This is a genomic window from Colwellia aquaemaris (assembly GCF_057548755.1).
On record NZ_BAAJLV010000006.1, the window covers coordinates 49,614 to 70,981 of the forward strand.

At 38.9% G+C, this 21,368-nt stretch carries 12 protein-coding genes; 5 read left to right on the forward strand and 7 right to left on the reverse strand.

Annotated features, from left to right (window positions below; genetic code table 11):
• Positions 1-45 precede the first annotated feature (45 nt).
• The 4 genes from AC27HL_RS15710 to prlC form a co-directional block, all read right to left on the reverse strand.
• Positions 46-1,980 (reverse strand): methyl-accepting chemotaxis protein, encoded by a 1,935-nt coding sequence (locus tag AC27HL_RS15710; RefSeq protein ID WP_487081997.1) that lies wholly within the window; start codon positions 1,978-1,980, stop codon positions 46-48.
• 151 nt (positions 1,981-2,131) lie between these two features.
• Entirely contained in the window at positions 2,132-2,923 is a 792-nt protein-coding gene (locus AC27HL_RS15715) for a class I SAM-dependent methyltransferase (RefSeq protein WP_487081998.1), read from the reverse strand.
• Entirely contained in the window at positions 2,913-3,626 is a 714-nt protein-coding gene (locus tag AC27HL_RS15720) for a DNA-3-methyladenine glycosylase I (RefSeq protein ID WP_487081999.1), read from the reverse strand. The genes AC27HL_RS15715 and AC27HL_RS15720 overlap by 11 nt, the downstream gene beginning before the upstream one ends.
• A 5-nt stretch (positions 3,627-3,631) precedes the next feature.
• Positions 3,632-5,674, reverse strand: coding sequence for an oligopeptidase A (prlC, locus tag AC27HL_RS15725; RefSeq protein ID WP_487082000.1), 2,043 nt, complete (start codon positions 5,672-5,674; stop codon positions 3,632-3,634).
• Positions 5,675-6,012: 338 nt separating this feature from the next.
• Here prlC and AC27HL_RS15730 point away from each other — a divergent pair, with 338 nt between their 5' ends.
• Together AC27HL_RS15730 and gorA are read left to right on the forward strand one after the other, a co-directional pair.
• A complete protein-coding gene (locus AC27HL_RS15730) occupies positions 6,013-10,509 on the forward strand; it encodes an EAL domain-containing protein (protein ID WP_487082001.1) in 4,497 nt (1,498 codons plus the stop codon).
• Between the two features lie 153 nt (positions 10,510-10,662).
• A complete protein-coding gene (gorA, locus tag AC27HL_RS15735; RefSeq protein ID WP_487082002.1) occupies positions 10,663-12,015 on the forward strand; it encodes a glutathione-disulfide reductase in 1,353 nt (450 codons plus the stop codon).
• A gap of 54 nt (positions 12,016-12,069) precedes the next feature.
• Here gorA and AC27HL_RS15740 read toward each other — a convergent pair whose 3' ends face one another.
• From AC27HL_RS15740 to AC27HL_RS15750, 3 genes are read right to left on the reverse strand one after another with little or no spacing between them, the layout of a single operon-like run.
• A complete protein-coding gene (locus tag AC27HL_RS15740) occupies positions 12,070-13,266 on the reverse strand; it encodes a serine hydrolase domain-containing protein (protein ID WP_487082003.1) in 1,197 nt (398 codons plus the stop codon).
• A 28-nt stretch (positions 13,267-13,294) separates the two neighbouring features.
• The gene (locus AC27HL_RS15745) at positions 13,295-14,149 is read right to left on the reverse strand and encodes a hypothetical protein (RefSeq protein WP_487082004.1); all 855 of its coding nucleotides are present in this window, start codon (positions 14,147-14,149) and stop codon (positions 13,295-13,297) included.
• The gene (locus AC27HL_RS15750) at positions 14,149-15,009 is read right to left on the reverse strand and encodes an alpha/beta hydrolase (RefSeq protein ID WP_487082005.1); all 861 of its coding nucleotides are present in this window, start codon (positions 15,007-15,009) and stop codon (positions 14,149-14,151) included. Before AC27HL_RS15750 ends, AC27HL_RS15745 begins: the two co-directional genes overlap by 1 nt.
• Before the next feature lie 246 nt (positions 15,010-15,255).
• Between AC27HL_RS15750 and AC27HL_RS15755 the strand changes: the two genes are divergently transcribed.
• The 3 genes from AC27HL_RS15755 to polA all read left to right on the forward strand — a co-directional run bounded on the left by AC27HL_RS15755 (position 15,256) and on the right by polA (position 21,352).
• Complete coding sequence (locus AC27HL_RS15755) at positions 15,256-17,499, forward strand: winged helix-turn-helix domain-containing protein (RefSeq protein WP_487082006.1); 2,244 nt, start codon at positions 15,256-15,258, stop codon at positions 17,497-17,499.
• 56 nt (positions 17,500-17,555) lie between these two features.
• A complete protein-coding gene (locus AC27HL_RS15760) occupies positions 17,556-18,023 on the forward strand; it encodes a hypothetical protein (protein ID WP_487082007.1) in 468 nt (155 codons plus the stop codon).
• A gap of 572 nt (positions 18,024-18,595) precedes the next feature.
• Entirely contained in the window at positions 18,596-21,352 is a 2,757-nt protein-coding gene (gene polA / locus AC27HL_RS15765) for a DNA polymerase I (protein WP_487082110.1), read from the forward strand.
• Positions 21,353-21,368 lie beyond the last annotated feature (16 nt).

Sequence of the window (21,368 nt, forward strand, 5' to 3'; positions counted from 1 at the left end):
TAGTGCGCACGTGAATGTGGCTAAATTTCTTTTAAAATATTGAAATTAAGTAGCGTGTTGCAAAGTTTCACTAATGCCTGATACATGGTTATTTACATCTTGGGCAATGTTTTCCGCAAGCTTTTGTGATTGACTTACTTCTTGGTCGACATTGGTCATTGCGGTTTCAAAAGTAATAAAATGCTTACGCTGTAAGGTGATTTGCTCGAGTGTATTTAATGCTACTTCTGCAGAAATTTTTGCTTGGTCAGTTACTTCTATTGCTGTTTTCTGTAGTTCATCGGCAATATTTTGTTGATTAGCGGAAGCTGTTTCAATATCAACGATGGTTGATTGAATTGAATTTGTCGCACTTTGCAGTTGTTCTAATTTTGCTGAGATTTGCTGTAGTGACTCTTGTGTTTTTCCTGCGAGTTGTCTTACTTCATCTGCAACCACGGAAAAACCTCTACCATGCTCTCCAGCGCGAGCCGCCTCAATTGCGGCATTAAGTGCCAATAAGTTGGTTTGATCGGCAATAGCGGCAATAACATCAACAATCGAGGTGACGCTATTTACCGATTGCGAAAGCGACGTAATGGCGGTTTTGCTCTGTTGAGCAGCAATATTAGTTGACTCACTGGCCTTTAATACTTGGCCAACGCGGTTCTGGCTTGCTTCCATGGCCTGCTGCGTTGCTTGTGCATTGCCAACTACTTGGCTCGATAAGTCATTAACCGTTTCAGTGGCTTGCCCAAGTGCAGCCATAATTTCTCTGGCGCCTTGTACGTGCTCACTCGTGCTCGCAGACGACTGATAGATATTACTAACTTGGCTGTCCATGGCTTTTAGAGCCTTGGCGACAAGGTCGAGTTGATGAGCTTTTTGTCGGTCATCATTAGCAAGCTTATTCACCATTTGATTAAAGCTAGATGATATTTCACCTAATTCGGTTTTTATCGAGATTCCTTCAATGTTATCAACTTTACCTTTTTCAACTAGGGCTACAAAGCTATCGCGAAGCTTGCGTAAAGGGTTAAGAATAACGGTGCGCTGTAGCCAATAGTTCGCGATCAGAAATATTATTAAAAATGTCGTTAGGCCTATAACAATGAGCATTAGTTGCTGATTTAATTGTTCTTGTTCAGCTATGATGTTGGTTTCACCGGTCAGGATAATTTGCTCTAGCTCTGCAACATCAGCAGTTAGTTGCGCAATACCATTACGAGTATTGGTTGCAATATTTAACGTGTTATTGAACTCGGTGAGGTACCTGTTAGCAAATGAGGTAAGTTCATCTACAGCTTCGCTTGCGATGTCCTCGTTGTCATCTTCATCAGCAAAAAAGTCATCTTCGTCAACCTCAGCATAAATTGCCAAGGCTGGCAGTTTAGTAAATGTTGATATTAAACGATTAAGCTCTGCAGTAAGTGTTCTAATGCGATTTGGGTCGCTATTGTCGCTCAAAAAATATTGCTCTCTGGCATTAATTAACTCATTTAGTGCTTTTGAAATAATATGAGTGCTGGTTAGGTAGTCTATGCGTTGCTGCGCTGATATCGCTTGGCTTTGTTGTGAATATTGTGCAATAGCATAGGTCAGAAATAACATGCTTTGTTCGGCATTTCGAATAAGTGCAAGAGGGTCACCACTAAGTTTGCCTAAGGCGCGATATTTAGTATCTATATTCAGGTTTAATTTGGCTGTCGTTTTTTTAATTTCTGTAAACAACGATGTCATATTTAGTTGCTTTGCCTGCTCATCAATTTTATTTAATTGCTGTTGAGCCGTAGTTAATAAGCCAGCATCGCCTGATTGTAAATATTGAGCAATGGTGCGATAAAATGACACAGTAGTGGCTGATTTTAGTTCTTGATAGCTAGCTAGTTGCGCACGACTTGTGGTTAATGAATTACCGACATGATACATAGTCGTTAGAAAAACGGTGGCAAATAAACTTACCGCGATAACTGAAATTCTTGAAAAACTTGAAACCCGCACTGGCATCCAACCCTGTAACTGACGTTTCCAAACGATGCTGAATTTTCACGTTTTTATGTGACGTTAAGGTTACAGTTAGATGACACTAATGTGACGATTTTATTGCAAGTGCATGAAACGTGTTCATGCAACATAATGCCGTGTATGCAAGCTAGCTCTGTTTAGGGATGGCTTGGTTGACGTAAACATCAAAGCGATTCTTTTTCATTTTAATGCTGGTAGAAGGTTTTTTATTATTTAACGGCGGTGCATAACTAGGACGCTTAACCACAACACGATATTTAGCTAAAGCGAGTGCTGGCTCAAGTAAGTTGTCGGCGTCTAAGTCTTCGCCGACGAGTGATTGAAATACTCGCATTTCTTTTTTAACTGCCGCTGACTTTTCACGGTGTGGGTACATAGGGTCGAGATAAATTACATCGGGCTGTTGCGCCAAGGTCATATTTTCAATTGACGATGCATGAATTAAATTCATACGTTCCGTAATATCATTCACTTCAGCACTTAATGCCGCTCTTTCTAAGCCATCTGCCAGTAAAGAAGCAACAATAGGCATGCGTTCCATCATAGTGACATTGCAGCCAAGCGTTGCCAGTACAAAGGCATCGCGGCCTAGGCCTGCGGTAGCATCTAGCACATTGGGCGTAAAACCATGTTTAAGACCGACAGCTTTAGCAATATCTTGACCTCTACCACCACCAAATTTGCGACGATGCGCTGTTGCACCATCAACAAAATCAACACATATCGCGCCGAGTTTAGGTTCGTCAAGCTTGCAAAGCTCTAATCGCTGCATGTTAACTTGTAACGCAAAAGCCAGCTCAGGGTGGTTTTTAATCGCAGCAATATCACCAAGATATGGCAGTTGCCATTGTTTAGCGAGTTTTTTTGCTTTGTCGCTGTCAACCGAGTCAACATAGGCAATAGCGATATTATTCTGCATTAGCAATATCTTCTACATGAATATGATTATCACCTGTGGCAAAAGCAATTAAGCGACTAAGTTGGCTGAGTGATAAGTCACATTGTTGTTGCCAGGTATTAAAGCTGGTTTGAATTGCTTGCAAACTTGATTTGGTTTGTATGCCGCCAGTTATAATATCATGCGCGCGAAAATAGGCCTCAACATCGCGGCTAATAATAAAAGTGTCTTTGCCTAATGCACGCAGGGCGTAAGGGCCCGTATTACCGCCAAGGCGTTGGCCATATTTTTTTAAATAAGCCCATAAACCAATAATGTTATCGCTCGGCCATTGCGCGATAAACTCAGCAAATGTATGACCATTTTGTTGTTCTTCAAAAATCATTTGACCATTAGCTTTAATGGTTTTCACTTTGTTGAAGTTACGAATAATATTAGGATCAGTAGCCTTTCGTTCCATCATTTCTTCGGGCATCATTAATACTTTTTCAATATTGAAATTGAAAAAGCTAGCTTCAAAATTAGGCCATTTATTTTCAACAACACGCCAAACAAAGCCGGACTGGAATACCTTCTTGCTAAACTCGGCTAAAAATCGGTCATCACCAATATTGGTCAGTAAGGCATCTTGATTACCAGCACCTAATAACAGTTCGAGTTTGTCAGCACCGCCTTTGCGCGCAGCGGCACGTTGATAAATGTCTTCAATTTTTTCTAAAGCCATTAATATTACCCTGTAATGCCGCTATGGCGCAGTAAGGCATCAATTTGTGGCTCGCGGCCACGAAATGCTTTGAATAGTTCGCTTGGCTCTTGAGAGCCGCCCATTTCAAGAATGTTAGTTAAAAATTCTTGGCCAACACTTTGGCTGAAAATACCTTCTTCTTCAAAGCGTGAGAAAGCGTCGCTTGATAATACTTCAGCCCATTTATAGCTATAATATCCGGCGGCGTAGCCACCACCAAAAATATGGCCAAAGCTGTGTTGAAAACGATTAAAGTCAGGCGCTTTAATAACGGCATATTCTTCACGCACTTGGTCAAGTACTTGTTGAATTTCATCACCTTTTTCTGGTGAATATTGGGCATGCATTTTAAAGTCAAATAAGCTGAATTCTAGTTGACGGATCATTTGCATAGCTGATTGGAAATTTTTCGCTGCCAGCATTTTTTCTAGCATATCTTGTGGTAAAGACTCACCCGTTTGATAGTGACCAGAAATAAAGGCGAGCGCCTGTGGTTGCCAACACCAATTCTCTAAAAACTGGCTTGGTAACTCAACGGCGTCCCATGGCACACCGTCGATGCCGGAAACACCAGAAGCATTAATTTGCGTAAGCATATGATGAATACCATGACCAAATTCATGGAATAAAGTTACCACTTCATCATGGGTAAACAGTGCCGGCTTATCACCAACTGGGCCATTAAAGTTACAAGTTAAGTAAGCAACAGGGTATTGGATGTCGCCGTTGGCAAGTTCACGACGACCAACACAGTCATCCATCCAGGCGCCGCCACGTTTTTTGGCGCGCGCGTATAAATCTAAATAGAAACTACCTCTAAGTTGTTGCTTGTTATCAAAGACGTCAAAAAATTTCACATCTTTATGCCATGTATCAATATCTTTTCGTTCACTGATATTTAAGCCGAATAAGCGATGAACGACTTCAAATAAACCTGCAACGACTTTACTTTCAGGAAAGTAAGGGCGCAGCTCTTCATCTGAGATTGCGTAACGTTCTTGTTTTAGTTTTTCACTGTAGTAAGGTAAATCCCAGGCTTGTAGGTTGTTTTGTTGAAATTTTTCTGCTGCAAAAGCCTGAACTTCTGATAAGTCTTGCTGGCCTTGTGCTTTTGACTTAACCGCCAAGTCTTCTAAAAAGCCGAGCACTTCGTCAGTACTGTTGGCCATTTTAGTGGCGAGTGACTTTTCAGCAAAATTATCAAAGCCGAGTAAGTTGGCAAGTTCATGACGTAAGGATAATAGCTCAGCCATAATTGGGCTGTTGTCATATTCACCACCATTAGGGCCTATTTCTGATGCACGGGTAACATAGGCACGATACATTTTTTCTCGTAATGCTTGGTTATCGCAGTAAGTCATTACAGGTAAATAGCTTGGAATATCTAAGGTAAATAGCCAGCCTGATTTTTCTTGTGCATGGGCTAACGCTTTTGCAGCTTCTTTGGCGCTTTCAGGTAAACCAGATAATTCACTTTCATCAGTAATATTGACGCTAAACGCGTGGGTGGCATCAAGAATATTGTTACCAAAACTTGAGCTTAGTTCAGATAAATGGGTGGCAATTTCGCCGTAACGCTTTTTATCTTCTTCGTTTAAAGCAATGCCTGACAATTTAAAATCACGTAAGGCGTTGGAGATAACTTTTTGTTGGGCTGGGTTTAATTGGCCAAACTCGGCACTTTCACTGAGCTGTTGATACGCTGAAAATAAGCCTGCATGTTGACCAACAAAGGTACCGTATTCAGATAAAAGTGGTAGACATGATTCATAGGCATCGCGCAGTTCATCGCTATTCACCACTGAATTCATATGCGAAATTGGTGACCATAACTTGCCTAATACATCATCTACTTCATCAATAGGGGCGACTAAATTATCCCAGGTGAACTCAGTATTATTCGCTAAAACATCAGCAATGGTTTCTTTACAATCGGCGATAGCTTGCTCAACTGCAGGTTTAATATGTTCAGGTTTTATTTTAGAAAATTGCGGAAGCGATGTATTTTGTTGTAATGGGTTTGTCATAGTCAGCGTAACTTATCTCGATTTATATCTTTAATAGGTAAGGACAAATTTATTCAATTCAAGAGCTAAGTCATACAGCTGAGAATTTATTTATCAAACTTATATTGTTATATAATAAAAGTGAGAAAATTTGCTACTTTTTTGACCATGTAACACCTTTTTAACATTATAAGTGCCATACTGAATTTTTGACCTAATTGTGTACATGGAATGTTGTTTTTTAATATTGTGCTAGAAGTGAGTTTTTAACCAATATGCCGCGTCGCTTTTTAATATTCATAGTTTTAGTGTTTAACTTTTGTTTTTCGTTTTGTGTCTTTGCGAAAATAAATAATGTTGTGTTAGAGCAAATTTCTGTAGAAGACGGGCTATCACAAGCTAGCATTTCAGCTATTGCACAAGATAAGCAAGGTTATCTTTGGTTTGGTACGGAAAATGGTGTTGATATCTATGATGGGTATAGTATTAATGCGCTTAAAGGGCCAGACAATGATTTTCACAAGTATTCTACTAATAGTATTTACGTCGACAGTGATGGTTTAGTGTGGATTGCCTTATTTGGCAAAGGGCTATATACCTATAACCCTGCAACTAATCGTTATCAAATGATTATTAAGCATGACCCCGAGAATAAAGAGCTTAGTATTTGGTACGTTGTGGAAGACAAAGAAAATAGCGTTTTCTGGCTGTTAACTGAAAAGTCGGCATTAAGTTACGATATTAACTCAAAAAAGATAACAGATAGAATAGATTTCTCTTCGCATTTTAGCCAAGTCGATGTGCTTTATGGTGCCAAAATTCTGAATAAAAAATTAATGTTCTTCAGCCGTGCAGGGGTGTTTTTTTACGATAATAAAAGTAAGCAATTAACAAAATTACCAAAAGTAAATAATAACGACTTGCCCTCGGTAAATTTTAATTCGGTAGAAAGCGCAAAAGCGTATGATATGGTGTTTGTTGATGGCCGTTATTACGTAGGCACTAATGATGGTGTTTTTTACTTTTCAGAAAACGACCTCGCATCAGAATTCAATCGAAGTTCTGTTCAACTTAATTATCAAGTTGCAATGGAAAATGTATCCGTTTGGCAACTAACTGTGATTGATAAAAAACTATATGTAGCGACCACCCATGGCTTATATCGATATAATATTGATACTGGCAATAGTGGGTTTTTGTTTAAATTTGGCGATCACTTTAATAGTGTTGCTGATGCTAACATTGTCAGCATGTTGGTTGATTACAATAAACAATTATGGCTAGGTTCGGTTAGTTCAGGTGTTTATCGTTGGGACCCTAAAACAGAAATTGTTCAAACCTTTACTTATGACAGTGTAAATCGTAATAGTTTGAGTAATGGCAGTGTTAGCGCTATTGTCGCTGCGGCAGAAAATCAATTGTGGGTAGGAACTGCACAAGGGCTTAATTTAGTTGATATTGAACAAAGCTCAGTTGTTCGATTGTTAGAAGACAAAAAGCAAAAAACCACGTTTACCAAAAGCAATATTTATGACATTGAAAAAGACAGCAATGGCTATTTATGGTTGTCTACAGCTAAGGGTATCCATATATTTGACCCCATTAAACAAAAATTTATAACCAGTGATTTTCCTGATGAAACTAAGGCCTTACTTCAAGTTGATAATAGCTGGGTTAGCATATCCGCTATTGGAGAATATATTTGGATAGTGTCAGAAAGTGGTATTCATAACATCCACACTAAAACGGGCAAACTTGGTACCTTAAGTAATCTTCCTAAGTATTTTAATAGTGAATATGTATGGCATATTATGGCGTCTTTTTCAGCGGACCCTAATGATGTTTTAATTTCTAGTACAGATACTTTGTGGTTATACAATAGCAAGAGCCAAAAGCTGACTGAAGTATATCATCATGAGAATTTACCTAAGGAAGGTTATAGCTATGTTGATAATTGGGCTCGTGACAGCCAAGGCTTAATTTGGTTGTCTTATCCCCAAGTAGGGCTTATTGCGCTTAACCCAAAAAACTTCCAAGTTGAATACTTTTTTGATGAACACAATAGCATTATTGATTCAAATATTTATGGTGTTCAAATTGATAGTGAAGATAATGTTTGGGTTTCTAGTCATGCAGGTTTGTTTCGAATTCGCTCTACTGACAAATATATGCGGCGTTTTAATAAGCTAGATGGGTTAGCGAGTTCAGAATTTAATGATGGAGCTTTTTTGCGATTAGCTAATGGCCGATTTGTCTACGGTGGCATTTCAGGCATTAGTATTTTTGATCCAATAGAGTTAGGTAATAAAGATAAAGAAAGCAACAATATTGTTAGCATTGTTAATGTTAATACTTTATCTAGAACGCTGAATTACCCTTATATTTTTCCTGATAACTTCGAAGTTCAGTTAGAACATGATGACTTTGGGATTCGCATTGACTTTAGTAATTTTTCTTATGGGAATACAGAAAGCCCAATGTTTAAATATGGCTTTGTTAACGGCGTATCATTTCCTGAAACCAGACAAAATTATGTCACCTTTCCACGTTTAAATTCAGGCAACTATGTTTTTCAAGTACAAGTGAAATCAATTGTGACGGGAGAATACTCTGCTCCTGCCACTATTCGAATTAATGTAGCTTATGCTCCTTGGCATTCACCATTAGCTTACAGCCTTTATGTGTTTGTTATTTTAAGTATTATTTTTATTTGGTTTCGGGGACGTCAGTTACGGCAGCAAGAATTGCTAATTGCACATGAAAACGTAAAAAATAGAGAAAACAGATTACAACTAGCGCTTTCTGCAAGTAATAGTGAGGTGTGGGATTGGAAAGCAAAAAGCAATGTTATGTTTGCCAAACGAATTAGCAATGACCTAGGCTACAAAAGTGATGATTCGGCAATAACATTTGCGCGATATATAGCGCTAATTCACCCTGACGACCGCAAAAATTATACAAAAAAATGGCATGCATTTATTTCTAATGCTGATGCAGATACCAATTTTGAATGCACCTATCGCTTACAATCTGCAAATGGAAATTGGTTATGGTATCGAGATTTAGGCAAAATCGTTGCTTATGAGCAATCTGGCGCACCATCAAGAGTAACGGGCTCTTATACCAATATTACAGAATCGAAAGCAATTCAAGAAAGAGCGCAATACTATGGGGCTGCGTTTGAACAAACTCGCGATTGGGTACTCATTCTAGATGAAGCACTTGAGCAAGGTTATGCTAATAAATCAATGTCAGCCGTGTTTGGTTGGGCTAGCGATGAATTGAAATTGGCTGACGGTTTAAAGGGATTCGGCCGGGAACGTATAGATTATTATCGTAAGTTACTACCGATAGTTTTAAATGAAGGTCATTGGCGTGGTGAAGAGTTGATAGAAACTGTCGATGGTAAAGAATATCACGTAATTACTAATATCAGTGTAAGTGCGAAAGTTAACAACCAGCAAAGGCACTTTATTTGTGTTTATACCGATATAACTGCGCAAAAACTAGCTGAAAACGAACTGAGAATTATGGCGAATTATGACCACTTAACTGATTTGCCAAATCGAACATTACTGCTAGATCGCATTGAACATGCTATTGCTGCTTCCTATCGCCGACATGATTCAATCGCATTATTCTTTATCGATTTAGACCGCTTTAAACAAGTCAATGACTCTTTGGGACATGAATGTGGCGACCTGTTATTAAAAGAAGTCTCAAAACGATTAAATGCCTCTTTGAGGGCCGATGATACATTAGCGAGAATTGGCGGCGATGAATTTGTTGTTTTGTTAGAGCGCTTTCGTAGTGAGGTTGAGTTAGCGAATATTGCCCAAAAGTTTATTGACCTTATACAACAGCCTTTTACTTTGAATAATAATGTCGTCAGTATTGGGGCTAGTATTGGAATATCACTTTACCCAAACGATGCCGAAGGCTCAGAAGAACTATTTAGAAATGCTGACGTTGCTATGTATCATGCAAAACAGCTAGGTAGAAATAACTATCAATTTTTTACCGAAAATATGAACAAAGAAGCGAAACAACGCTTAGCAAAAGAAACTAATTTGAAGTTAGGCTTCAGTAATAATGAGTTTTTTAATGTTTATCAGCCAATTATAGATGCTCACACAGGAAAATCAGTTGGTGCTGAATTGTTAATGCGCTGGCGACATAAAGGCAATGTGGTACCACCTGTTGAATTTATAACCTTAGCAGAAGAATTAGGGCTTATTGTCGCCATGACAGAACAAGCTATTGAGCGTGGCTTTAAAGAGTTAACAAAGTGGCGAAAAACCAGAAGCGACCTTTATTTATCAGTAAACTTTTCCGCCAAACACTTTAGTGATAAGTCACTGATATATTCTATTCAAAATTTACTATCTCAGTATGATCTGCCTGCAAATGCTTTGAAAATTGAAGTGACTGAGAGTGCCTTTATATTTGAGCCCGATAAAGCTATTCAAACAATGTTAGCCTTGAGTGAAATGGGGGTATTACTTTCATTAGATGATTTTGGTACGGGATATTCATCGTTATCCTATTTAAAGCAGTTACCACTAGATATTATTAAAATTGATCGCAGTTTTGTAAATGGTATTGGTCAAGAAAAAACGGATGAAGCCATAGTTGATGCAACTATCGTACTTGCGCAAAGTTTAGATATGTACTGTATTGCTGAAGGTGTTGAAACGCTTCAACAGCTGAATTATTTAGTTGATAGGCGATGTCATTATATTCAAGGTTATCTGTATTATAAGCCTCTTGAGGCGAGTGAGTTTATCAGAAAACTCATAGAAGATTGTGATGAAATTAAAGTGACAGCATCTGGGTCTGATGTTACTTATAAATAAACGTAGGAGATTTTCCATTTTTCACAAGCAGTGATAGTGAATAGCACTAAAGAGTTTTATAGCTTCGCTATTGGTTTTTTTAATTTTGTGCATATTTATAACAAATAATCAGACGTTTATATTCTGAAAACTCAAGATATTAAGGTATTCCTCATGACACAACATTTCGACTACATTGCAATTGGCGCCGGTAGCGGCGGTATTGCTTCAGCAAACCGAGCAGCGCGCTTAGGTAAAAAAGCAGCCGTTATTGAAGCTAAACACATAGGTGGTACTTGTGTGAATGTGGGTTGTGTTCCTAAAAAAGCCATGTGGTATGCCGGGCAAATTGCCGACGCTTTACATTATGCGAATGATTATGGCTTTAAAGCGCCATTGCAAAGCTTTGATTGGGCAACTTTAGTTAAAAATCGTGAAGCATATATTGAACGAATTCACGCCGCTTACGCGCGTGGTTTTGCCAGTAATGATGTTACTGTGATTAATGGCTTTGCTAAGTTTGTTAATAAAAATACTGTGCAAGTTAACGGCGAATTGTACACGGCTGATCACATTACAATCGCCACTGGCGGTCGTCCGAGCCGTCCGAATATTGAAGGTGCTGAGTATGGCATAGATTCAGATGGCTTTTTCGCTTTAACCGAGCAGCCAGAAAAAGTCGCCGTAGTCGGTGCTGGTTATATTGCTGTCGAGCTTGCTGGTGTTATGCATGCGCTCGGTAGTGAGTCACATTTATTGGTGCGAAAAGAAAAACCACTACGTGGTTTTGACGATATGTTAAGCGATACCTTAGTGGAGCAAATGGCAAAACATGGCCCGACGCTACACACTATGAGTGTGCCAACACGTGTTGAAAAGCATAGCGATGGGAAACTCACGATACATTTAGAAAATGACAAATCGATAGGGCCAGTCGATACCCTAATTTGGGCGATTGGTCGTGAACCGGCAACCGATAATATTAATATTGAATCAACGGGCATAGAGCTTGATGAACGTGGTTTTATTCCAACGGATAAATATCAAAATACCAACGTTAATGGCATTTATGCGGTTGGTGATAACACAGGTCGTGCACAGCTAACGCCTGTTGCCGTTGCAGCGGGGCGTCGCTTGTGTGAGCGCTTATTTAACAATAAGCCTTATGAGCATTTAGATTACTCAAATATTGCTACGGTGGTTTTTAGTCACCCAGTTATTGGCACTGTTGGTTTATCAGAAAAAGAAGCTATTGCTGAATACGGTGAAGAACAAGTTAAGGTCTATAATTCGCAGTTTACCGCGCTATATCAAGCAATTACTGAAGATTATCGAGACCCAACACGCATGAAGTTAGTATGCGTTGGTAAAGAAGAGAAAATTGTTGGTATTCACAGTATTGGGTTTGGTAGTGATGAATTACTACAAGGTTTTGCTGTAGCGATGAAAATGGGTGCTACTAAGGCTGATTTTGATAATACTGTCGCTATTCACCCAACGTCAGCAGAAGAATTTGTCACTATGTAGCACTAGGGTATTTCCCTCTAACCATATTATTTAGTTAGAGGGGAGTATTGATACTTACTTAATGAAAGCGGGTATAACCCGTTCTGCAATCTGAGTGAATATCGTATCTTCTCGGTCATGGCCTGTGATCACAATAATCAAGTCAAGCTCATCAACTACTATGATACGTTGTCCACCTCCGCCCCAGGCAAATGTGGCATTATAGCTTTTATCGCCAGCCGTAATATCGGTTTGATACCAAAAATAGCCATAACGAAAATTATCGGGCATCCAATCTTCGGTAGGTTTAACAACACCACTGGTGGCTTTTGCTAGGTAGCTTGCTGAAATAAGCTGTTCGCCATGCCATTTACCTTTGTTAAGCACAACACTGCCTAATTTGACCATATCACGAGAGGTCATACTCACGCGCCAGCCGGCCTCTGGAATACCACTAGCGTGAGTTTTCCAAGTGTAGTTTGTGATGCCCAATTTATCGAGAATCTCTTTTTTCAGGAAGTTCTCAGCGCTGTCTGGCACGACAGCATCAATGACCGCCATCACTAGTATTGGATTGTAGTTACCATATAAGTATTGCTGAGACTCTGTCGTTATTGGTTCGCTGTGTTCAAGTAAGGCTTGAACTAATAATTGCCCCTTGATCGCGGCAGGATTTTTCTCAAGCTCTTGCCATTTGTCACGGTCGATACTAAGGCCACCATGCATAGTTAAGGCCTTATGAAGAGTGATTTTTTCTGAGCCCTTTGCAAGTTTTGCTGTATCTAGGTCTTTTAGAAAACTAATCATTGGTTTTTGCAAATCGGCCATTGTTAGGTAGCCTAATTGAATAGCTCGACCCAGTGCCATACTGGTGTATGCTTTAGTTGCAGACGCTTGCCCATGATGTAAATTTACTCGACCTCGTTTGTAATAAGATTCAAATATCAATTTCCCTTGGTGAGAAATAAGCATGCTATCGTAGAGGCCATGTTTGTCATTGGCGATTTCTTTGGCTAATTTGATAATCTCGTCTTTAGCTCCACTATCTACACCTAGTTCACCAACCACTAATGCGTCTTTTCTGGCTGCTGGCGTTATATCAATAAAGCTTTCTTGAAGATAAGGCAAATCCCAAAAAGACATTTTTGCATCCTCGATAGATGCCATGGGTGCAAGCGTGGTGCTGTCTGCAATATTCGCTGCAACTACATTGCTAACAGTGCTAAATAGCGCAGCAGCAATGAGACTTTTAAATGTTGTTTTAATATGCATAAATGACTGTAGTTCCGTTTGGTTAGGTTTATGATTTTGCCCTAAGGGTTTCGATAATTTGTGCGTCTACCCAGTACATACCGGCATTTTGATCATTAACAAATCTGTTAAATAAAAGGTACTTTCCGTCTGGTGTGACGATTGCTCCACTTTCAGAGGCCGTGGTATTTATTGTCTCTCCAAAATTAATGGCCGCTCCCCAAGTGCCATCTTTCTGTCGAAAACTAATAAACAGATCGGCTTTACCGTATCCATTTTCGCCTTGCTCATCCCAAATTAAATAGGACTCATCTGGTGCAATAAAGGGGTGCGCGTTCCAGTCGCCAAAATCAATATTCACAGCTTTTGGTTTTGTATATTTGCCATTTATTAAGCTTGAGTAATGAATGGGGGTTGATTCATTTGCGTCATCAAAATAGTAAGTTCCTTTTGCAGAAGACATGAGGCGCATGATTCGAAAATCTTTAAAATAAGCGCCTAGACTTTTGATTTCTGACCAGCCAGTTTTGGTGCGCTCCATATAGTGTTTGCCTAAATGCATAGTATTACCGTCTGGCGAGGTGATAGGTCGGCCCACTCTTGGCCCCACCAAAGACTCGTGCCATTGATTGTTTTCCAAGTTGAAAACGCGTAACGACCACTTACCATCTTTGTTGTTTCTGCGCGTAAAATAAAAACTTTTCATATCAGGCGTGAAGAAGCCACTATGGTCACGACGATCTGGCGACCGTTGACTAGGTGTAAAAGCCTTAGGAATATCACTTGGTGGAGTTTGTCCAACATAAGGTCCTTCAAGAAATGAAACTTTATTATTTCCGTAGCTATTAGCACTTAGCGTTGCCGTGAAAATAAAAAGCCCAATAAGCAGTTTACTTGGTTTCATTATTTCTCTCCTTTTTCTTGTAAGTTTGATAGCCATTTCACACTTTGAACACCTAGCATCGGGAAGGAGTCACTATGGCCAGAGGAGTCAATAACAATCTGTTTGATTGAAGATATTGCTTGATAATTCTTACCTTTGAGTTGGCTAATAAAATCTTCAACATGTGGGCTCAATTTTTTTTCAAGTTCGCCATAGGAAATAAAGATGTTAATTTCTGGCTGAGCACTATTTAACCTTGCACTTGCTTGGGCAAAAAGTTCATTGGCACTACTCCAAATACTTGGACTACCAAGAATATAATTTTTAAACGTGTTGGGTTGTGTCAACAATGCATAGGTACCGAAAAGGCCACCAGCTGAAAAGCCTAAATAGCTGCGATTGCTTGGCTCAGTTCGGTAATTTTTTTCGATTATTTTGAAGACCTCGTCGCGAATAAAAGACAGGTGATTATCGGCTTGTCCAAATTTTACTTTTGGATGTTTAGGGTTAGTTCGTTTCTTGAATGAGTAGTCGCCAAAACGGCTGAAATGCGCACCATATTTTTGCTTTAGCTCTTTTGGAATATCTTTTTGCCAAGAGATCCCTACTAAAATAACGTCTTCCATTATATAAGCGGTGGCAGCAGATAATAGTTCGATATGCCACACTGCGTCGGTAAAATAGATAACAGGATACTTTTTGCTCTTATCTTCGTCATAGTTTTCAGGCAGTTTAACGAGCAGTTCGTACTGCTTATTAGATTGCTTGTCAGTGATCGGCAGAACATGTATGCCTGGCATTTGGTACGGTGAGTGGTCAGTATCAGCAAGTGCCAAAAAAGGGATTAGGACTACAAAAAGAAAGATTATATTTTTTATCATGATTACCTCGGTGATTTACTCTGAGCATTTAAGGTTGAATAAAATGTGAGTATTCACCTTAACTAATAGCGAGCAATTTACTTGAGGTTGCACTGATTTTTAGCTGATTTTTAGCTGATTATTAAAAAACCAATAATTATCAAATATTTACAATGTTGAGTTTGGCCGTTCAGGCGTTTATGCTATACCATTCATCTTGTGTTGATTTAATTTTTAATCGCAAACTTTAGTGGTACCAGAGGATTTATGGCTGAACAGTATTGGATTGGTGGATTTTTTATCGATTTATCTCGGAATCAAATCACCCAAAATAACCAATCAAAAACACTCGCTCCAAAAGCACTGGCTGTTCTTACTCATTTGGCTGAGCATCAAGGGCAAGTGGTGAGTCATGAAGCCTTGCTAGCTAAAGTTTGGCAAGGAACTGTTGTATCACCCAACTCACTGCAACGCAGTATTGCGCAATTAAGAAAAGCATTGGGTGACGATGGTAAAGTTCAAGTTTATATCAAGACGCATGCTAAACAAGGGTACAGTTTAGAGTGTGATGTTAGGTGGCATGACGGTGCCGATAAAAAAGTATTTGAAGTTATTACTAAAGACAACGCCACTTATGAAGCTATAGGGAACGAGGTAGCGACTAACGTTGTTAATGACAGTGCTGTCGATGAAGAGGCCAATGGCAGCGAATTATCAGCAGGCGCTGTTGCTAAGTCGAAAAGGTTGAAATCTAACTTACTGCTGATTGCACTAATTTTTGGCATTATGATGCTTGCCATAATCAGCTATCAATATACTGCACCAAAGCAACCAGAGACATTGTCTATTGGTGCGCTGCGCTCGTTAACAACGACAGACAATAAAGAACATTCAGGTATTTATTCACCTAATGGCGAATACATAGTTTTCAATCGTTACTCAGACGAATATTGCGCTAGCAGTAACATTTGGGCAAAAAATATTAACACGCAGAAAGAAACCCAATTGACGAACAATATGGGGAAATACGGTAGTCACAGTTTTTCAAAAGATGGGAAAAAATTGGTATTTATTAAAACTGAAAACTGCGATAAACCGATTAATCAAAAAGAGTGCTATAAACTCATGACCTTGGATTTTGATAAAGCATTAAAATCACCGCAAGCGCCAAGTTTATTAATGGAATGCAAAAACTCTATAATTACTAAATCTAAATGGTTAAAGAACAATAATATTGCATTGTTGCAAGAGCTTGCTAATCATTGGAAATTAATCAGCTATTCGATAGAAGACAATAAAAGCACCGATATTTACTCGCTAGCTGGCGGTCAGGTCATTGATTATGATTATTCTGTTAAAGATGACATTATTGCGTTAATTAGCGTGCACAATGACGGTCAGAATTATATTGAAATTATCAAACCTACGGGTCAATTACTGTCTAGTTATCCGATTGAGTATCCGCCAGAGATAACGAATTTAAGTTATATTTATCCAAACTTTTCGCCGCTGGACAAGCAACTTATTTTCAGTACGGGTCGACAACTTTTCACATTGTCTTACCAAGGTAAAATAGCTAAAGTTAGTCTTCCTCTTGACGAGCCAGCAGGCTCACCAACATTTCATCCAGATGGTAAACGAGCGCTGATGATAAAAGGGCACTGGGATAGTGATATTGCGACATTCTCTATTTCGAAAGTTGCCAACTCAAACTCTACAGAAATAGCAGCTGTTCATTCGTTAACTGAGAAAAATCGTGATGAATTACCTATTGCTAAGATAATCGCACGTTCAACACGTGAGGAAGATAGTGCTATTTTCCAACCTAATGGGAAGTTAATCGCTTTCAAGTCTGACCGTTCGGGTGAAGATCAAATTTGGCTAAGTCATGATAATGGTGTGCAGAAGCTGACTAATTTCCCAATTGATACTCGCATTTCGGGATTGGATTGGGCCAGTGACGGGCAAAGTATTTTAGTTAACGCCAATAACGTGCTTGTTCAGGTTAATCTTGATGCGACACAAAAGCCCTTTCCGGTTGCATTCCCCGTTACGCAACTGTTCCATTGGGATAGTGATAACAACAGGGCTTTATTGTTAATACGAATTAAAGGTATGTTGAAATTTGTTGAGTTCAATATGAATGATTTAAGTTTTAAAATCATCACGGATAAGAAAGTTAATTGGGCGTTGAAAAGTGAAGATGGCCGATTAATTTATACCGATCACATGGACCGATTTTGGCAACCAGGACCAGCGGAAGACCAAATGATTGAAGTGTTAGAAAATCAAGGTAGTGACAAACGATATATTGTCAAGCATAAGGTAATTTATGGCATTAACGAGGACTACCAACTGTGGTCTTATGCACTTAACGATGGCACATTTAATATCCTCGGTAATATACCAGATAAAATTGATTTTATTACCGACATTAATCAGAATGAGTTGTTAATGACCACTCGAGTTTCCGCAAAAAAAGAAGTAGCTGAACTGACATTAAGTGAATAACACCTGCTGATGAATACATGCTTAATTTATTGAGTGAATAAACTGGGAAAATTACCATGAAAGTTTTTGCAATTCTTATGATAACGACATTGCTAGGAGCATATATGTCATTGGGTATAGCGGCGGAAGATCACCGTCATGACCATGGCAAATCAACCGAAAAATTGTCGTTAAATCAAGGTGAGAAATGGCAAATTGATGAAAGCCTGCATATAGGTATGAGCCGGATAAAAAAAGAAATGATGGCGAACCTAGATGCAATTCATCATGATAAATATGCAAAAGAGCAATATAGCGCGTTAGCGAAAAAAATTGATGCACAAATAAGTTACTTGTTTGAACACTGTAAATTGCCGGCCAAAGCGGATGCCCAGCTGCATATTTTGTTAGCTAACATTATGCAAGGTAGTCACTTGATGAAAGCTGGTGAAACGCCAAGACAAGGGGCTATTAAAATTATCCAATCTTTAAATGATTACCCGCAGTATTTTAATGACTCAGCTTGGCAGGCGTTTGAGCATTAGGATTTAAAACAACGGTATTTTTTACTTTTAACCTAGCTTTGGCCTTAACACTAACTTATTGCCATGTTGGCATAATTTATTTGTCCGTATTTTTTACCAAAATAAGCAAAGATAAAATTAATTTTACTAAAATTTTCTTGCCGAAATTAAGCTAGCCCTTGCCAATTCTCGCTTATGTTTTTTTGTTATTTCAAGGTGTAATAAAACTGCAAAAATAATTTAATAATTGTCTGGTAATGGGGCTATTTTCTGGTAATCTCTTAGCTCGCTCATTTTTATTGTTCGTTAATTGAACAGATAAACTTGAGTGCGGACATTTATTTATCCACATAATAAAAAAATAATAATAAATATGTGAAAAGGATTTCAGACTTACCTTTTTTCATCAATTACAATCACTTAAGAAGAAGTTGCCGTAAAGTTCACCAGAATTTTATGGCTGTTGCTCGTGGTTTTCAACAAACTTATCCACAATCTTCACTAAATCATGTGACTAAATGCTAGGAAGTGCTAGAGAGAATTTGCCGATTATGGCATGCTTAGCCCATCTTTCAGCTAGTCAAAAAATTATCATGCCAACTTCTGACCAATCACCGCTTATTTTAGTCGATGGTTCATCTTATTTATTCCGTGCATATCACGTGCCATATTTACAAGCTTTATCGACAGCAGACGGCCAGCCCACAGGGGCAATAACTGGTGTGCTGAATATGATCAAAAGCCTGAAGAAAGACTACCCAAATGGCAATATTGTGGTGGTATTTGATGCTAAAGGTAAAACCTTTCGTAATGATATGTATCCAGAATATAAGGCTAACCGACCGCCAATGCCTGATGACTTACGTAGTCAAATAGCACCTTTACATGAAATTATTGCCGCAATGGGCTTACCTTTGCTAGTTATTGAAGGTGTTGAAGCCGACGATGTTATTGGTACGTTATCGCATCAAGCGACTGCTTTAGGGATGGAAACCGTAATTTCAACTGGTGATAAAGACATGGCACAGCTAGTTAATCAGCATGTTCGTCTGATAAATACCATGACTAATGTTGAAATGGATGAGGCTGGTGTTATTGAAAAATTTGGTGTTAGGCCAGATCAGATTATTGATTACTTAGCGCTGATGGGTGATAAAGTTGATAATATCCCAGGCGTTGAAAAGTGTGGCCCTAAAACCGCAGTAAAATGGCTAACGGCTTACCCAAGTTTAAAAGAAGTGATGGATAATGCCGATAAAGTAAAAGGTAAAGTAGGTGAAAATCTGCGTACCGCTTTACCTCAACTACCGTTATCTTATGAATTGGCAACTATCAAACTTGATGTTGAATTGGCACAAACTGCAGCGGAACTTAAACCGCAAGCAGCAGATGTAGAGACACTTACAGCACTTTATAAAAAGTTTGAGTTAAGACGGTTACTTGCTGATTTAAATGCTGACGACGCTAATGCAACGAAAGACAGCTCAGCTAGTCAAGGTGAAGAGGCTGATGATGATGCGGCTAATTTCTCCGATATTGAAGCTGATTATGAAATTGTTTTAACCAAAGCAGCATTTCAAAGTTGGCTTGATAAGCTCACAGCAGCAGAGCTATTTGCTTTCGATACTGAAACCACCAGTGTTGATTATATGACAGCTGAACTCGTTGGTTTGTCGTTTGCAGTTGAAGTCGGTAAAGCGGCTTACGTTCCTGTTGCTCATGATTATGTTGGTGCACCTGAACAGCTCGATAGAGACTGGGTGTTGGCACAACTTAAACCGCTGTTAGAAAGTGAGTCGCAACATAAAGTAGGGCAAAACTTAAAGTACGATGCTAATGTACTTTCACACTACAATATTGCGATAAAAGGTATCACCTTTGATACCATGATAGAGTCATATTGTTTTAATAGTGTTGCAACACGTCATAATATGGATGCGCTAGCGGACAAATATCTAGGCTATAAAACCGTACATTTTGAAGATATTGCCGGTAAAGGTGCTAAGCAACTTACTTTTAATCAAATTGATATTGATAAAGCAGGGCATTACGCGGCCGAAGACGCCGATATAACGCTACGTTTACATCAGGCTATTTTTCCAAAATTGGAGAAAGTAAACACACAGCTTTCTGTTTTTACTGACATTGAAATGCCATTGTTACCGGTATTAGCTCGTATGGAGCAATATGGTGTCTTGATTGACTGTGATATGTTAGCTCAACAAAGCCAAAGCATAGGTACTCGCTTATCTGAATTAGAAATTGAAGCTCACAATATTGCCGGTAAAAGCTTTAATTTAAGTTCACCAAAGCAGCTGCAAACAATTTTATTCGAAGAATTAAAAATCCCAGTACTGAAGAAAACACCTAAAGGCGCACCTTCAACAGCAGAAGAAGTGTTACAAGAGCTCGCGCTTGATTACCCGTTACCAAAAGTAATTTTGGAAAACCGTGGTTTAAGTAAATTAAAATCGACTTACACTGACAAGTTGCCTTTGTTAGTTGATCCAAAAACGAATCGGGTACATACCTCATACCATCAAGCTGTCACGGCGACAGGGCGTTTATCTTCAACCGATCCAAACTTACAAAATATTCCGATTCGAAGTGAAGAAGGGCGTAAAATTCGTCATGCCTTTATTGCACCGCAAAATCACAAAATTGTTGCAATTGACTATTCTCAAATTGAATTGCGCATCATGGCACATTTATCAGATGATCCAGGTTTAGTGAAAGCGTTTTCTGAAGGTAAAGATGTTCATAAAGCAACAGCGGCAGAGATTTTTGCCGTGCCTTTGGAAGAAGTAACGAGTGACCAACGTCGTAGCGCTAAAGCTGTTAACTTTGGTTTAATTTACGGTATGTCAGCATTTGGCTTAGCCAAACAGTTAAATGTACCGCGTCATACAGCACAAGAGTACATGGATAAGTATTTCGAACGTTATCCCAATGTTTCGAAATATATGGAAGATACTCGTCAGCAGGCTAGTGAGAATGGTTATGTTGAAACCTTGTTTGGAAGAAGACTTTATTTACCTGATATTAAATCCAAGAATGGTATGCGTAAAAAAGCGGCTGAACGTGCTGCTATTAATGCGCCAATGCAAGGTACAGCAGCCGATATTATTAAAAAGGCTATGTTAGCGGTTGATGCTTGGATTTTAGAACAAAATGATCCTCGTATTAAAATGACCATGCAAGTGCACGATGAATTGGTCTTTGAAATTCATCAAGATATTGTTGAGGAAACGACTGCTAAATTAGTGGAAATTATGAATGCTGCGGTGGAAATGAGTGTACCGTTAATTGCTGAAGCGGGTATTGGTGATAACTGGGAACAGGCACATTAAGTAGTAAGAGCACTAT

Excerpts from the sequence above, each read along its gene's own strand:
- AC27HL_RS15715 (WP_487081998.1), bottom strand. The coding sequence starts at position 2,923 with ATGCAGAATAATATCGCTATTGCCTATGTTGACTCGGTTGACAGCGAC.
- AC27HL_RS15720 (WP_487081999.1), bottom strand. The coding sequence starts at position 3,626 with ATGGCTTTAGAAAAAATTGAAGACATTTATCAACGTGCCGCTGCGCGC.
- prlC (WP_487082000.1), bottom strand. The coding sequence starts at position 5,674 with ATGACAAACCCATTACAACAAAATACATCGCTTCCGCAATTTTCTAAA.
- gorA (WP_487082002.1), top strand. The coding sequence starts at position 10,663 with ATGACACAACATTTCGACTACATTGCAATTGGCGCCGGTAGCGGCGGT.
- AC27HL_RS15740 (WP_487082003.1), bottom strand. The coding sequence starts at position 13,266 with ATGCATATTAAAACAACATTTAAAAGTCTCATTGCTGCTGCGCTATTT.
- AC27HL_RS15745 (WP_487082004.1), bottom strand. The coding sequence starts at position 14,149 with ATGAAACCAAGTAAACTGCTTATTGGGCTTTTTATTTTCACGGCAACG.
- AC27HL_RS15750 (WP_487082005.1), bottom strand. The coding sequence starts at position 15,009 with ATGATAAAAAATATAATCTTTCTTTTTGTAGTCCTAATCCCTTTTTTG.
- AC27HL_RS15755 (WP_487082006.1), top strand. The coding sequence starts at position 15,256 with ATGGCTGAACAGTATTGGATTGGTGGATTTTTTATCGATTTATCTCGG.
- AC27HL_RS15760 (WP_487082007.1), top strand. The coding sequence starts at position 17,556 with ATGAAAGTTTTTGCAATTCTTATGATAACGACATTGCTAGGAGCATAT.
- polA (WP_487082110.1), top strand. The coding sequence starts at position 18,596 with ATGCCAACTTCTGACCAATCACCGCTTATTTTAGTCGATGGTTCATCT.